General features: G+C 70.5%; 14 protein-coding genes. 10 read left to right on the top strand and 4 right to left on the bottom strand.

The window, feature by feature from the left end; translation table 11 throughout:
• The first annotated feature begins 49 nt into the window (after nucleotides 1–49).
• The 3 genes from ASD66_RS01780 to ASD66_RS01790 are packed head-to-tail and all read left to right on the top strand — an operon-like array spanning nucleotide 50 to nucleotide 2341.
• On the top strand, nucleotides 50–1126 hold the full coding sequence (locus tag ASD66_RS01780; RefSeq protein WP_056681405.1) for a type VII secretion protein EccE: 1077 nt from the start codon (nucleotides 50–52) through the stop codon (nucleotides 1124–1126).
• Nucleotides 1123–1761: a hypothetical protein gene (locus tag ASD66_RS01785; RefSeq protein WP_156388503.1), complete on the top strand. Its 639-nt coding sequence runs from the start codon at nucleotides 1123–1125 to the stop codon at nucleotides 1759–1761. The genes ASD66_RS01780 and ASD66_RS01785 overlap by 4 nt, the downstream gene beginning before the upstream one ends.
• 16 nt (nucleotides 1762–1777) lie before the next feature.
• Nucleotides 1778–2341, top strand: coding sequence for a dihydrofolate reductase family protein (locus ASD66_RS01790; protein ID WP_056889856.1), 564 nt, complete (start codon nucleotides 1778–1780; stop codon nucleotides 2339–2341).
• Nucleotides 2342–2368: 27 nt separating this feature from the next.
• Here the strand turns inward: ASD66_RS01790 and eccD are convergent, their stop codons facing one another.
• Nucleotides 2369–3778: a type VII secretion integral membrane protein EccD gene (gene eccD / locus ASD66_RS01795; protein WP_082563773.1), complete on the bottom strand. Its 1410-nt coding sequence runs from the start codon at nucleotides 3776–3778 to the stop codon at nucleotides 2369–2371.
• Nucleotides 3779–3880: 102 nt separating this feature from the next.
• On the opposite strand from eccD, the gene eccCa reads away from it, so the two are divergent.
• Nucleotides 3881–7852: a type VII secretion protein EccCa gene (gene eccCa, locus ASD66_RS01800; RefSeq protein ID WP_056681408.1), complete on the top strand. Its 3972-nt coding sequence runs from the start codon at nucleotides 3881–3883 to the stop codon at nucleotides 7850–7852.
• A 39-nt stretch (nucleotides 7853–7891) separates the two neighbouring features.
• Here eccCa and ASD66_RS01805 read toward each other — a convergent pair whose 3' ends face one another.
• Together ASD66_RS01805 and ASD66_RS01810 are read right to left on the bottom strand one after the other, a co-directional pair.
• Complete coding sequence (locus ASD66_RS01805) at nucleotides 7892–8512, bottom strand: L-threonylcarbamoyladenylate synthase (RefSeq protein ID WP_056681409.1); 621 nt, start codon at nucleotides 8510–8512, stop codon at nucleotides 7892–7894.
• A 9-nt stretch (nucleotides 8513–8521) separates the two neighbouring features.
• Nucleotides 8522–9529: a 4-hydroxy-3-methylbut-2-enyl diphosphate reductase gene (locus ASD66_RS01810; RefSeq protein WP_056681410.1), complete on the bottom strand. Its 1008-nt coding sequence runs from the start codon at nucleotides 9527–9529 to the stop codon at nucleotides 8522–8524.
• A 92-nt stretch (nucleotides 9530–9621) separates the two neighbouring features.
• Here ASD66_RS01810 and xseA point away from each other — a divergent pair, with 92 nt between their 5' ends.
• Nucleotides 9622–10881 (top strand): exodeoxyribonuclease VII large subunit, encoded by a 1260-nt coding sequence (xseA, locus tag ASD66_RS01815; protein WP_056889857.1) that lies wholly within the window; start codon nucleotides 9622–9624, stop codon nucleotides 10879–10881.
• On the top strand, nucleotides 10874–11089 hold the full coding sequence (locus ASD66_RS01820) for an exodeoxyribonuclease VII small subunit (protein ID WP_056681412.1): 216 nt from the start codon (nucleotides 10874–10876) through the stop codon (nucleotides 11087–11089). The genes xseA and ASD66_RS01820 overlap by 8 nt, the downstream gene beginning before the upstream one ends.
• A 15-nt stretch (nucleotides 11090–11104) precedes the next feature.
• Here the strand turns inward: ASD66_RS01820 and ASD66_RS01825 are convergent, their stop codons facing one another.
• Nucleotides 11105–11659 (bottom strand): DUF4245 family protein, encoded by a 555-nt coding sequence (locus tag ASD66_RS01825; RefSeq protein WP_056889858.1) that lies wholly within the window; start codon nucleotides 11657–11659, stop codon nucleotides 11105–11107.
• A 270-nt stretch (nucleotides 11660–11929) separates the two neighbouring features.
• Here ASD66_RS01825 and ASD66_RS01830 point away from each other — a divergent pair, with 270 nt between their 5' ends.
• From ASD66_RS01830 to ASD66_RS01845, 4 genes are all read left to right on the top strand, one after another.
• The gene (locus ASD66_RS01830) at nucleotides 11930–12295 is read left to right on the top strand and encodes an ArsR/SmtB family transcription factor (RefSeq protein WP_056889859.1); all 366 of its coding nucleotides are present in this window, start codon (nucleotides 11930–11932) and stop codon (nucleotides 12293–12295) included.
• Nucleotides 12292–12792 carry an SRPBCC domain-containing protein gene (locus tag ASD66_RS01835; protein WP_056889860.1) on the top strand — a complete coding sequence of 167 codons (501 nt, stop codon included), beginning with the start codon at nucleotides 12292–12294 and terminating at the stop codon, nucleotides 12790–12792. The genes ASD66_RS01830 and ASD66_RS01835 overlap by 4 nt, the downstream gene beginning before the upstream one ends.
• A gap of 1 nt (nucleotide 12793) precedes the next feature.
• The gene (locus ASD66_RS01840) at nucleotides 12794–13306 is read left to right on the top strand and encodes a maleylpyruvate isomerase N-terminal domain-containing protein (RefSeq protein WP_235529928.1); all 513 of its coding nucleotides are present in this window, start codon (nucleotides 12794–12796) and stop codon (nucleotides 13304–13306) included.
• Between the two features lie 139 nt (nucleotides 13307–13445).
• The gene (locus tag ASD66_RS01845; protein WP_200949830.1) at nucleotides 13446–13847 is read left to right on the top strand and encodes a TOBE domain-containing protein; all 402 of its coding nucleotides are present in this window, start codon (nucleotides 13446–13448) and stop codon (nucleotides 13845–13847) included.
• The last annotated feature ends 5 nt before the right edge of the window (nucleotides 13848–13852 follow it).

The raw sequence follows: 13852 nt of genomic DNA on the forward strand, positions 1-13852 counted from the left end.
AATCACCATAGGTCGAGGACAACCATAGAGGTCCGGCATACTCACCCTCATGTCACTCCTCTCGCGCCCCCGCCTGGTCTTGCTGGAGATTGCGGCTGCCGCCGCACTGGTCGCCGTCGCGTTCAAGGGCATCTGGATGCCCGTCGGCGGCGTCGTCGCCGTGGTCGCCGCGGCACTCGCCCTGGTGTCCGTACGCCGACGCGGTCTCCACCAGGTGGTGCGATCCTGGCTGGCCATGCGCTCGCGTCGATCGCGGCTCCGCGGCCAGGGAATCGCATCCCTGACTGGTGATTCCTACGAGGTCGTCAGCGTTCCGACCGCCGGTGGCGGCGTACCGGTCGGCGCGATCCGCGACGCCACGACATGGTCGGTGCCGCTGGCCCTTCCGCTGGCCGGTGTGTTCAACGACGACGCCCCGATCCCGCTGGAGCGACTGGCCACGCTGCTCACCGTCGAGGACGTCCCGCTCTCCAGCGTCCGGCTCGTCACCATGACGGCACCGGCCACGGCGGGCAACCCGGCCGGCCCGGTCGCACCCGCGCCCCGCCTGGCGATGCGGCACCTGGTGCTGACGCTCGACACCGTGTACGCCGCCGACGTGATCGCACAACGCGGCGGGCACGCCGCGATCCACCAGATCCTGCGCCGCTGCGTCCTGCGCGCCGAAGAGGTGCTGGCCTCGGCGGGCGTGGAGGTCCGCCGCCTGACCGAGAAGGTCGTGGCCATGGACAGCGCGAGCTGTCTCGGGCCCGTGCCCATGTCCCCGGACGGCACGCTGCCCTCGGCCACCGAATCACTCAACGACGTCCGACTGGAGGGGTCCATGTCCATGACCTTCGCGGTCTCGGGAGACGACGCGGTGACCAAGCTCGACCAGCTGGCCGCGGTGCTCCCGGTGCCGATCGTGGCGACCAGTGCGGTCCTGCAGCCGGGGCCGCTTCACCGCCATCCCACGCTGCTGCTCCTGCTCCGCCTCAGCGGCCCGACCGAGGTGGTGCAGGGTGCGGTCGACCATCTCGACTCGGTGAGCCGTGACCTCGGGCTGCGGATCAACCGGGTCCTCGGTGAGCAGGTGCCACTGCTCAAGGCCACCACGTTGCTCGGCGTCTCGGCGGAGGCAGCATGAGCCGCGCCTGGCAACAGCCCCTGATGCCCGAGCACGTCGCACCGGCACCGACCACCGGAGTGTTCCTCGGCCGCAACAAGTCCGGCCCGTTGACGCTGCGCCTGCTCCGGCCTCGTGGCACCCGGATCGTGGTGTTCTCGGGACCCTACGCCGCCCAGCTCATGTCGCTGCGCGCTGCCGTGTCCGGTGTCGCGGTGCGCATCGTCACCAACCGCGAGGCGGCCTGGGCACCGATCTTGCGGAACGGCTCCGACACCCGGCTGGTGCCGGCCAACGGACCACTGCCGCCCGCGATCCAGGGCCCGGGCCTGGTCATCGAGGACCGGCCCGACGAGCCTCGCCCGCTCGCGGAGGTCTCCGACTGGCAGTGCCTCCTGGATCTCCGCAACCTGCCGGAGGGCCACGACGAGGCGGACGCGGCACGGCTCTCGAGCTTCGGCAACGCCGACGTGGCGTTCTTCGGCGCACTGAGCACCACCTTGGCCAACGCGGCCGGCCGGGTCTTCAACCTGGGTGACGCGGCCGCGTCCCTGACCGTCGTACCGCCGCACGCGGTCGCCGTCGTGGCGCGAGGCAGCGTGCAGCTGGTGCGCCTCGAGGCCACGCCGGGCGAACGCGACGCCCTGCGCGGCTGACAGGAGGCAGGGCGCGATGCGGAAACTGGTCTACGGCATGAACCTCACACTCGACGGCTACGTCGCTGCGCCCGGTGACGACATCGGCTGGGGTGTGCCGAGCGACGAGCTGTTCCAGTGGTGGCTCGACGAGGAGCTGGCGACCGGCCTGTTGCTGTACGGGCGCAAGCTGTGGGAGGCCATGAGCTCTCACTGGCCGACCGGCGACCAGCAGCCCGATGCCAGCCCGGCGCAGGTCGAGTTCGCGCGGAACTGGCGTGACACACCGAAGGTGGTCTTCTCCTCGCAGATCGAGAGGGCCGACTGGAACACCCGCGTGGTCACCGGCGACGCGGTCGCGGAGATCACCCGGCTCAAGGCCGAGGACGGCGGGCCGATGCGGGTTGGTGGTGCCATGCTCGCCGGCGCGGCCATGCGGGCCGGGCTGGTCGACGAGTACACGATCGTGACCCATCCGGTCCTGGTGGGCGCTGGCACACCGTTCTTCACCGCACTGGACAGCTGGGTGGACCTGAACCTCGTGGAGACACGGACGTTTCCCGGCGGGGTGGTCCTGACCAGGTACGAGACCAGGCGCTGAGCGCGTTCCCGCCCCCGCCCGAGTACGTCAGCCGACCATCTCGCGGATCTTGCCGTAGACCCCGACGATGCCCAGGATCAGCGGCAGCACGGACAGCACCAACAGCGACTCGAAGATGTCGGCGGCACGGCTGGTGGGCGGGGCGTAGCGGCGACCCGGAAGGACCACCACGAGGGCCAACATGGCCAGGGCCAGTGCAGCGACGGGTACGACGAGGACGAGCAGTCGCACGAGCGGCTCGGCGTCAGCGGACAGCCCGGCCAGCACGGCCACGCCGGCAGCCGCCGCCGCGATCAGCATCGACAGGCGCTGCGAGCGACCGGTGAACAGGCGCGCCCGGAAGAGTGCGATGCCACCGAGGACGGCGGCCAGCACCTGCTCGACGGTTCCGGCGGAGGCGAGGAACACCGCACCGCCGCCGACCGCCGCGGCGAGTGCGGCCACGATGCCGGTCATGAACTGGTCGGCCCGGACTGCCTGCCCCAGCACGCGGGTGCCGTCGACGGTCGTGCGTTCGTTGCGCAGGTCGTCGGCACCGGTCGGGACGAAAGGCAGCGCCAGCCGGGACAGCTTGAACGCGACCATCGGGATCATCGGTGACAGGAGGAGCGCCACGCCCGCGGTGAATGCCGCCGTCGCCGCGACGTCGAGGTCGCCGAAACCGGCGGCCGCAGAACCGATCGCGGCCAGGAGACCGCTGCCGATCACGGCGGTGAAGCCAGGGACGCCGCGGCTCAGCATGACCAGGCTGACCAGGGCGATGAGCACCGCGGCAGCGGCACCAGGCAACAGCTGGGTCGCGCCGAACGACCACACGCGTTCGTCGCCACCGACCACCATGGCGCCCGCCGCGAAGGCCGTGGCGATCGAGAAGCCGGCCGCCACCAGGGCTGGCCCGGGCTGGGCGTAGGCCCGGTCGAGGGCGACCGCGCCGCCGAGCAGCAGCAGGCTCAGGGCTCCGGAGATGGCCGCGGGAGCGATCCACGACGGACCCGAGAGGAGGCAGGCGAAGAGCACGAAGACGATCGACAACGACGCGAACCAGGTGCAGGCCCGTGCGGTGTGGGCGTCGGACCACCGCGCCGACTTGGTGAGCACACCGGTGGCGACGGCATCGAGCACGTCGTCGTAGGCCACCTCGGGCAACTGGGTCGCGCGCATGCGCAGGTGGAGCAGGTCGCCGTCGCTGATCTGCCCTGCCCGCAAGGTCAGGGCTGGGTCGAACGGCGCCTCCCCCGTGCGCTGAAGGACGAACCCGCCGGCCGCGGCACCCTGATCGGCCACCTCTGGGCCGAGGGTCCCCACCAGGTTCGTCAGCAACTCGGCAACGGTCAGGTCCAGTGGCACCGCGAGATCGACTCGCGTGTTCGTGGTCATCACCGTCAGCCGGCACAGACTCGACATCGTGCTCGCAGCCATCACACCTCCAGACGTCATCCGGGTCCGCGCCCGGTATTGTCACCAGCATTGTGGACCATCGAGGGTGGTTTCCACCGGTGCGGGTCGAACACGCCGCACCGGCTGACTCGGGAGGTGTGTGTGGGAACGCAACTGTTCAAGCGGCCGGCTCGGCAGCGCGCGCCGCGGGAACCACGCGGCGAGATCGTCCTCGAGTCACCCCCTGAGTTGCCCGAGACCACCCAGGGCGGCGGGGTCGGCCAGGCGCTGACCATGCTGCCGATGCTGGCCGGCGCCGGCGGCATGGGACTCATGATGACCGCGCGCGGCGGCACCGGCGGCAGCCCGATCATGATGCTCGCGATGGGCATGATGGCGGTCGCCTTCGCCGGCATGATGGTCGGCAACATCGGACGCCAGTCCGGCGAGAAGCGCCGCAAGCTCGACGGCGACCGCCGCGACTACCAGCGCTACCTCGTGCAGGTACGCCGCCGCGTCCGCAAGGCCGTCGAGCAGCAGCGCAAGGCAGCCCTGTGGCACCACCCGGACCCCGCTTCCCTCTGGTGCCTCGCACTCGGCACCCGGCTGTGGGAGCGCCGTGCCACCGATGTCGACCATCTCGCCGTCCGCATCGGTCGCGGCCCACAGCGGCTGGCGGTCACGCTGGTCACGCCGGAGACCAAGCCGGTCGAGGACCTCGAGCCGATCTCCGCAGGCGCGCTGCGTCGTTTCGTCGGCACCCACAAGTCCGTCCCCGACCTCCCGGTGGCCGTGTCGCTGCGTGCCTTCGGCCTGATCAGCCTCAACGGGCAGGTCGACCAGACCCGTGCCATGGCGCGGGCGATGATCGCCCAGCTGGCCACGCTTCAGTCGCCAGACGACGTCCGCATCGCCGTCTGCGCCGGCAAGAACACGGTCAGCGACTGGGAATGGCTCAAGTGGCTGCCCCACGCCCTGTCCGAGGACACCGACGCCGTCGGCCAGGTGCGACTGGTCCGCGACGACCTGATCGCCATCGAGGCGCGGCTGGGTGACCTGCTGAGCAGCCGTCCGCGGTTCGGTGCCGACGCCGCGTCCGACGGCCCGCACCTCGTCGTCGTACTCGACGGCGGACGCGTTCCGCCTGAAGCCCAGCTGGCCGCCGGCCTGGTGCAGGGCGTGACCGTGGTCGACCTGCGCGGCGTGCTGCCCACCGAGCACTCCTCCGGTGTGCTGCAGCTCGAGCTGCGCAAGGGCACCGTCTCGATCGTGCGCAAGGAGGGCACCTCGGGAGACATCACCCGCTCCCCGCTGGGCGCCCCCGACGCGCTCTCCACCACCGAGTGCACGACGCTGGCCCGCGCCATGACCCGCTACCGCATGTCCGCCGGCGCCGAGAACGACCCCACCGACCTGCTCACCGTCGACGTCACCCTCCCCGAGCTGCTGCGTCTCGGCGACCCGCACAACATCGACACCGACACCACATGGCGCCCCCGGGCGGCCCGCAACCGACTCCGGGTGCCGATCGGGGTCGGACCCACCGGCCACCCGGTCGACCTCGACATCAAGGAGTCGGCGCAGGGCGGCATGGGGCCCCACGGCCTGGTCATCGGTGCCACCGGATCCGGCAAGTCCGAGCTGCTCCGCACCCTCGTGCTGGGACTGGCCGTCTCCCACTCCCCCGAGATGCTCAACTTCGTGCTGGTCGACTTCAAGGGTGGTGCCACGTTCGCCAGCATGGACGTCCTGCCGCACACCTCGGCGGTGATCACCAACCTCGAGGACGAGCTCATCCTCGTCGACCGCATGAAGGACGCCATCGCCGGTGAGATGGTGCGCCGCCAGGAGGCGCTGCGCGCCGCCGGCAACTACTCGTCGCTGAAGGACTACGAGAAGGCCCGTGAACAGGGCGCTCCCCTGGACCCGATGCCCTCCCTGTTCATCGTGGTCGACGAGTTCAGCGAGCTGCTCAGCGCCAAGCCCGACTTCATCGACCTGTTCGTGATGATCGGCCGACTCGGCCGCTCCCTCGGCGTACACCTGCTGCTCGCCTCACAGCGCCTCGAGGAGGGCAAGCTCCGCGGCCTCGACACCCACCTGTCCTACCGGGTCGGCCTGCGCACGTTCTCCGCGATGGAGAGCCGCACCGTGCTCGGCGTCGCCGATGCCTACGAGCTGCCCAGTGCACCCGGCCACGGTTACCTCAAGGAGGCCAGCGAGGGCCTCGTGCGGTTCCGTGCGGCCTACGTCTCCGCGCCGTACAAGCGCAACCCCAACGCCGTCGGTGCGGGGCTGAGCGAGTCTGCGGTCGGCGGCTACGTGCTGCCCTACGAGGTCGCGTACCTCGAGCCGCGCCAGCAGGAGGTCGAGCCGGAGGACACGACGCCCGAGGCCGAGCCGACCGGGCCGAGCGAGACGCTGATGGAGATCATGGTCGACCGGCTCAAGGGCCGCGGCACCCCGGCACGCCAGGTGTGGCTGCCGCCGCTCGACGAGTCGCCGTCCCTCAACGACCTGCTTCCCCCGCTCGCCGAGACCGAACACGGTCTGCGCCCCGGGCAGTGGGACAACTCGCGGATGCTGTCGGCGCCGATCGGCATCGAGGACAAGCCGTTCGAGCAGCGTCGTGACCCCCTGTGGGTCGGCCTGGCCAGCTCGCACGCCGTCGTGGTCGGCGGTCCGCAGAGCGGCAAGAGCACGCTGCTCCGCACGCTGATCAGCGGCCTGGCCCTGACCCACACGCCGCAGCAGGTGCAGTTCTACTGCATCGACTTCGGTGGCGGCACGCTGAGCGGTCTCTCCGACCTGCCGCACGTCGGTTCCGTGGCCACCCGCATGGACCCCGAGCGTCTGCGCCGCACGGTCTCCGAGATGAACGCGCTGATCGACGGACGCGAGGCGCACTTCACCGCCAAGCGCATCGACTCGATGCAGACCTACCGCCGCATGGTGGCCTCCGGCGCGGAGCCGGGTGACGGGTTCGGCGACGTGTTCCTGGTCGTCGACGGCTGGGGCACGGTGCGCCAGGACCACGAGGCGATGGAAGCCCAGATCACGAAGATCGCCACGCGTGGCCTCGGCTTCGGCGTGCACGTGGTGGTCTCGATCCAGCGCTGGATGGAACTGCGGCCGGCCCTTCGCGACCTCATCGGCCAGCGCCTCGAGCTGCGACTGGGTGACCCCGCCGAGTCCGACGTGGACCGCAGGGCCGCCAAGAACGTCCCGGAGAAGATGCCCGGACGCGGCCTGAGCGTCAACAAGCTGCACTACCTGACCGCACTCCCGCGCATCGACGGGTCCTCCAGCTCCGACGACGTCGCCGACGGCGTGGCCGACATGGTCAAGCGGGTGCGCAACGCGTGGACCGGCCCCGAGGCGCCGGAGGTGCGACTGCTGCCCCGGAAGATGCCGTACGACCAGCTGCCCGTGCCCGACGAGGAGAAGTCGGCGCTGCCGCTCGGCCTCGACGAGGACACGCTCTCGCCGGTGTTCGTGAACTTCGACGCCGAGCCGCACTTCCTGATCCTGGGCGACGTCGAGTCCGGCAAGTCCAACGTGCTGCGGGCCATCGCCCGGGGCATCACGACACGTTGGGATCCCAAACAGGCGAAGATCGTCACGTTCGACTACCGCTGGGGCATGATCGGCGCGGTCACGACCGGGCACCAGCTCGCCTACGTGACGAACTCCGGTGACGCGCCCGAGATGGTCAAGCAGATCGCCTCCGCGATGCGTGACCGCCTCGCCGGCATCAAGGTCGACCCGACGGCGCAGGAGGTGCCGCGCTGGGAAGGGCCCAAGCTGTTCGTGCTCATCGACGACTACGAGATGATCGCGGCCGCCCAGCCCAACCCGCTCCACGCGCTGCTGGAGTTCCTGCCGCAGGCCCGCGACATCGGCCTCCACGTGGTGCTGACCCGCTCTGCCGGCGGCTCGGGCGGCGGCAGCTTCGAGCCGCTGCAGAAGCGCCTCAAGGAGCTCGGCACGCCGGGCCTGCTGCTCTCCGGCTCCAAGGAGGAGGGCGCGGTGCTGCACGGCAACAAGTTCGAGCCCCAGCCCCAGGGCCGAGGCAAGCTGGTCGACCGGCGCACCGGCGTGAAGGTCATCCAGACCCCGATCATGACCAAGTGACCGCTGACCGGCGTACGCCGTGTGGCGGCACGCACGCCGTCACTCGAAGCGCGTGGGGTCTCCGGCGCCGACGCGCACGATCTCGGGTGCGTCGCCCGACCAGTCGATGACGGTGGTCGGCTGCGCCGAGACCTCACCGGCCTCGATCACGATGTCGACGACGTGGTCGAGCTCTTCCTTGATCTCCCAGCCCAGCGTGCGGGGTTCGTCCTCGCCCGGCAGGATCAGCGTGCTGGTCAGCAGCGGCTCACCGAGAGTGTCGAGCAGCGCGTGGACCAGCGGCGAGGTCGGGATGCGCACGCCCACGGTGCGCTTCTTCGGGTGCATCAGCCGCCGCGGCACCTCGCCGGTCGCCGGCAGGATGAAGGTGTAGGGCCCCGGCGTCGAGGCCTTGATCGCCCGGAACGCCGTGTTGTTCACGTGCACGAACTGGCCGAGCTGGGCGAAGTCGCGACACATCAGGGTGAAGTGGTGCTTGTCGTCGAGCTCGCGGATCCGCAGGATTCGGTCGCGGCCGTCACGGTTGCCCAGGGCACATCCCAGCGCGTAGCCCGAGTCGGTCGGGTAGGCGATCAGCGCGTCGTCGCGCAGCTGCTCGACGACCTGGTCGATCAGTCGCTGCTGCGGGTTCTCCGGGTGTACGTCGAGGTAGCGCGCCATCGTCGTGGGCTACTTGCCGGCGTTCTGGGCGGCGCGCAGGTCGCGACGCAGCTCGGGCGGGAGCGCGAAGATCAGTGACTCCTCGGCGGTGTGCACTGCCTTGGCGTCGGGGTAGCCGCGGGCGCTGAGGAAGGCCAGCACGCCGTCGACGAGGTCTTCGGGCACGGAGGCACCGGAGGTGACGCTGACCTTGTCGACACCTTCGAGCCAGGCCTCGTCGATCTCGGTGGCGTCGTCGACGCGGTAGGAGGCCTTGGCCCCGGCCTCGAGGGCCACCTCGACCAGGCGCACGGAGTTGGAGGAGTTGCCGGAGCCGACCACGATCACCAGGTCGGCGTCGGCGGCGATCTCCTTGACCGCGAGCTGGCGGTTCTGGGTGGCGTAGCAGATGTCGTCGCTCGGCGGGTCGAGCAGCGCGGGGAAGCGCTCCCGGATCGCGGCCACGGTCTCGAGGGTCTCGTCGACCGACAGGGTGGTCTGGGAGAGCCACGAGACCCGGTTGGGGTCGCGGACCACGATGTTGGCGACGTCTTCGGGGCCCTGCACGAGCTGGATGTGGTCGGGTGCCTCACCGGCGGTGCCCTCGACCTCCTCGTGGCCCTCGTGGCCGATCAGCAGGATGTCGTAGTCGTCGGCGGCGAACCGCTTCGCCTCGTGGTGCACCTTGGTCACCAGCGGGCAGGTGGCGTCGATGGTCTTCAGGCTGCGGGTCTCTGCCTGGCGGTGCACCTCGGGCGAGACGCCGTGGGCGGAGAAGACCACCGTCTCCCCCTGGGGCACCTCGTCGAGCTCTTCGACGAAGATGGCGCCACGGCTCTCGAGATCGGAGACGACGTGCTTGTTGTGCACGATCTGCTTGCGGACGTAGACAGGGGCGCCGTACAGGTCGAGCGCCTTCTCGACAGTGATCACGGCCCGGTCGACGCCGGCGCAGTAGCCACGCGGCGCGGCCAGGCGTACGGCGCGTTCTGCCTCGTCGGGACTGAGGACGGCAGGGGTGCCGAGGTCGGTGCTCATGGGCCCGAGTCTAGACGTCGGGTGTACGCGCCCTGTCGGCGCTGTGGAGAGCCGGAGGCAGGCTGTCGGTCTCCTCCCCTAGGCTCGCGGTCATGGCAATGGAGACCTCCCTCGAATCACCGGCCCCGGTCCGGCAGATCGCCAACGCGATCTCGGGTTGGGTCGACCGGCTCGGCGTGGTGTGGGTCGAGGGCCAGATCGCCCAGCTGAGCCGCCGCCCCGGCCTCAACACCGTGTTCCTGACGTTGCGCGACACGGTCGCCGACATCTCCATCCCGGTGACCTGCTCGCGCACGCTGTTCGACGGCCTGAACCCTCCGGTCGTCGAGGGCGCCAGTGTGGTGATCCAGGCCAAGCCGACGTTCTACGCCGTCCGCGGCACGCTGTCGTTGCAGGCTCGCGACATCCGCATGGTCGGGCTCGGCGAGCTGCTGGCCCGCATCGAGCGACGCCGCCAACTGCTCGCCGCCGAGGGCCTGTTCAGCATGGAGCTCAAGCGCAGGCTGCCGTTCCTTCCGCACACCGTCGGCCTGGTCACCTCCCCCGGCTCCGACGCCGAGCGCGACGTGATCGAGAACTCCCGCCGGCGCTGGCCGTCGGTGCAGGTGAAGGTCGCGGCCGCCCGCATGCAGGGACACAACAGCCCGCTCGAGGTGACCGAGGCCCTGCAGAGGCTCGACGCCGACCCCGAGGTCGAGGTGATCGTCATCGCCCGCGGCGGCGGCTCGGTCGAGGACCTGCTGCCCTTCTCCGACGAGGGCCTGCTGCGCGCCGTGCACAAGGCCCGCACGCCCGTGGTCTCCGCGATCGGCCACGAGGCCGACCAGCCGCTGCTCGACCTGGTCGCCGACGTGCGTGCGTCCACACCGACCGACGCCGCGCGGCGCGTGGTGCCCGACATGGCCGAGGAGACGCAGCGCATCGACCAGGCCCGGCAACGTCTGCGCTCCTCGATGCTGGCCTGGCTCGACCGCGAGCAGACCGGGCTGGCGGCGATCCGCAGCAGGCCGGCGATGGCCGACCCGCGCAACCTGCTCGACGACCGGGCCGACGAGGTCGCGCACCTCCGCGACCGCGCCAGGCGCAGCGTGCGCCACCGTCTCGACCGGGCCGGCGACGAGATCGCCCACCACGCCGCGCGGGCCACGGCCCTGTCGCCACTGGCCACCCTGCGCCGGGGGTACGCCGTGCTGCAGGGGCCCGACGGCCACGTCCTCACGTCCGTCACCGGCGTCGACGAGGGCGCCGAGATCTCCGTGCGCGTCGCCGACGGACGCGTGCACGCCACCACCACCAGCATCGAGACCGCGACACCCGTGGTCGAGGTCGACACCGAGGAAGCAGATGCCTGAGCAGACCACTGACGAAGAACTGTCCTACGAGAGCGCCCGCGAGGAGCTGATCACCGTGGTGCAGCGGCTCGAGGCCGGTGGCACCTCGCTCGAGGAGTCACTGGCGTTGTGGGAGCGCGGCGAGAAGCTGGCCCGCACCTGCCAGGGCTGGCTCGACGGTGCCCGCAAGCGGCTCGACGCAGCCGTCGAGGCCACCGACGACGAGTGAGCGGAACCTCGGGGTTCAGGTGACCGGCTCGGTCACCAGCGACTCGGCGACCTGCTGGATCGTGCCGTGGTCGGCGGTCCCGAAGACCAGCACCACCGTGCCGTCGTGCTCCGCGGTCAGCGCGTAGTCACCGTCCTCGTCCTTCCAGGACTGCCAGGTCGGGGCGATCGCACTCTTGAGGGTGACCGGGTCGCCCTTGTCGACGGCATCATCGTCGACGTACTCCTTGAGGAAGTCCTCAACGGGAGCCGCGCCCTGGTAGACCCCGATGAACTCGTCGTCATGGGTCAGGATGTCGAGCGACCAGCCAGCACCGAGCGCACCCTCGACGTCGACGGCCTTGGCGCCCTCGGGCAGCCTCGGCGGGTAGGCGAGGTCGAAGTCCACGCTCTTCTGGAGGCCCTGCACGGCGGGCAGGTAGTCGATGGCTTCCCGTTCGACGTCGAGGTCGTCGCGGGTCACCGACCGGAAGATCACGAAGATCAGGATCACGCCGACGGTCACGATCATCGCGCCGACCATGCCGATGCTGCTGCCTGAGTAGTGGCTGCCGCCACGCTGCTGGCTCATCGCACGACCCCGGCGTCCGTCGTACGACGACCTGCGGGCCGGTCGTCGTGGTGCTTCGCGTTGTGCACGGCGCTCCTGCTGTGGGTCGAACGGTTTCGCGGCAACGCTAGCGCCTGCCGCCACGGCGGTCGCTGGCGGCCGCACGTCGGGTCGCCGCGTGTGTGACGTCGTGCACGCCGCGAACCGCTGCGGCTATTCAACCAAACGGTTGACAAGGCACCTTGGTCGTCGTACGGTTTATTCAACCAATAAGTTGAAGAAGGTGTCCGCATGACCGACCAGCTCTCGAAGGTCTTCGCCGCCCTGGCCGACCCGACCCGGCGCGACATGGTCGCTCGCCTGACCGAGTCCGACGCGACGGTCAACGACCTGGCGGCGCCGTACGACGTCAGCGTCCAGGCGGTCTCCAAGCACCTGAAGGTGCTCGAGGACGCCGGGCTGGTGAGCCGGAGCCGGGAGGCCCAGCGCCGACCGGTGCACCTGGAAGCAGAGGTGTTCGACCTGATGACGAAGTGGATCGAGCGATACCGCCAACGTGCCGAGGAACGGTTCAGTCGCCTCGACGCCGTGCTGGCCGAGCTGAACGAGGACGAGACGCCAGAGACCCCCACCCGCAAGGAAGGAACAGCATCATGACCACCACGAACCCGACCGCCCGCTACACCGAGGCCGCGATCGAGGCCGACCCGAAGGTCCCCGCCGTGCACATCTGGCGCGACTTCGCCGGCACTCCCGAACAGCTCATGAAGGCGCACACCGACCCCGAGCTGTTCGCGAGGTGGATCGGACCCGACTCGCTCAACACCCGGATCGACCAGTGGGACTGCCGCACGCTCGGCTCCTACCGCTATGTCGCGGGCCGGGGCGAGGAGGAGTTCGCCTTCCGTGGCACGTTCCCCTACGTCGGCGAGAACAAGCTGGTCCAGACCTTCACCTGGGAGGGCATGCCCGAGGCCATCGCGCTGGAGACGATGACCTTCGAGGACCTCGGCGACGGCCGCACCCGCATGCACGCGTTCTCGTTGTGCGACTCGTTCGAGAGCCGCGACGGCATGCTGTCGAGCGGCATGGAGGTCGGGGTCCACGAGGGCTACGCCAAGCTCGACGCCCTGCTCGCCGACGGGTCGGTCTGAGATGGCACTGCCTGACTCGGCGGCCGATCGCCACCGCGAGGTCGCCGGCGCCTTCGCGGCCAGGGTCGCAGCGACCCCGGACTGGGAGGCTCCCGCGCCCGTGGCCGGCTGGACGGCCCGCGACGTGGTCGCCCACCTGGTCGAGTGGTTCCCGGGATTCCTGGGTGGGGGCGGGATCACCCTGCCGGCCGGTCCCGCCGTTGCCGACGACCCGGTGGCGGCGTGGCAGCACCATGCGGACGCCGTACAACACCTGATCGAGACCCGGGGCGAGGAGTCCTTCACCCACCCGATCGCCGGCACCCACCGGCTGGCCGACGCCGCGGACCGCTTCTACACGGCCGACGTCTTCATGCACACCTGGGACCTCTCGACCGCGACCACGGCCTCGACGTGGACTTCGCGGCCACGCTCCTCGAGGGCATGGCGCCGATCGAGGAGCTGCTGCGCTCGTCGGGGCAGTACGGCGCCGCCGTGCCCGTCGCCGATGACGCCCCCGTGGTTGACCGCCTGATGGGCTTCATCGGCCGCGACCCGGCCTGGGCGCCCTCGGCCTGAACGGCTGGCCCGAACGAGCTCGGCCCGCCTGGTCGTCAGGAGCAATGTCGCGGACTGTCTGGGCAGGAAAGCCGCAGATGCGGAATACTCGCCGCGTGACCACCTACCGAATAGCGGAAGCGGCAGAAGTCCTCGCCGTCAGCAACGACACCGTGCGTCGCTGGATCGACGGCGGGCGCCTCCCTTCCGTGGCCGGCACGGAAGGCAGCCCGACCACCATCCGTGGCACCGACCTCGCGGCCCTGGCCACCGAGCTGGCCGACCGGCCCGACCGGGACGACCCCCGGAGCACGACGGTCAGCGCGCGCAACCGGCTGTCGGGAATCGTCACCAAGGTCGTCAGGGACACCGTGATGGCGCAGGTCGAGATGATCTGCGGCCCCTACCGGCTGGTCAGCCTGATGAGCAGCGAGGCCGCCGCCGAGCTCGGCCTCGAACCGGGCGTGCGCGCCGTCGCGTCCGTGAAGTCCACCAACGTCGTGATCGAGAGGCACTGAACCCC

The sequence above is a fragment of the Nocardioides sp. Root151 genome (assembly GCF_001427925.1).
GTDB lineage: Bacteria > Actinomycetota > Actinomycetes > Propionibacteriales > Nocardioidaceae > Nocardioides.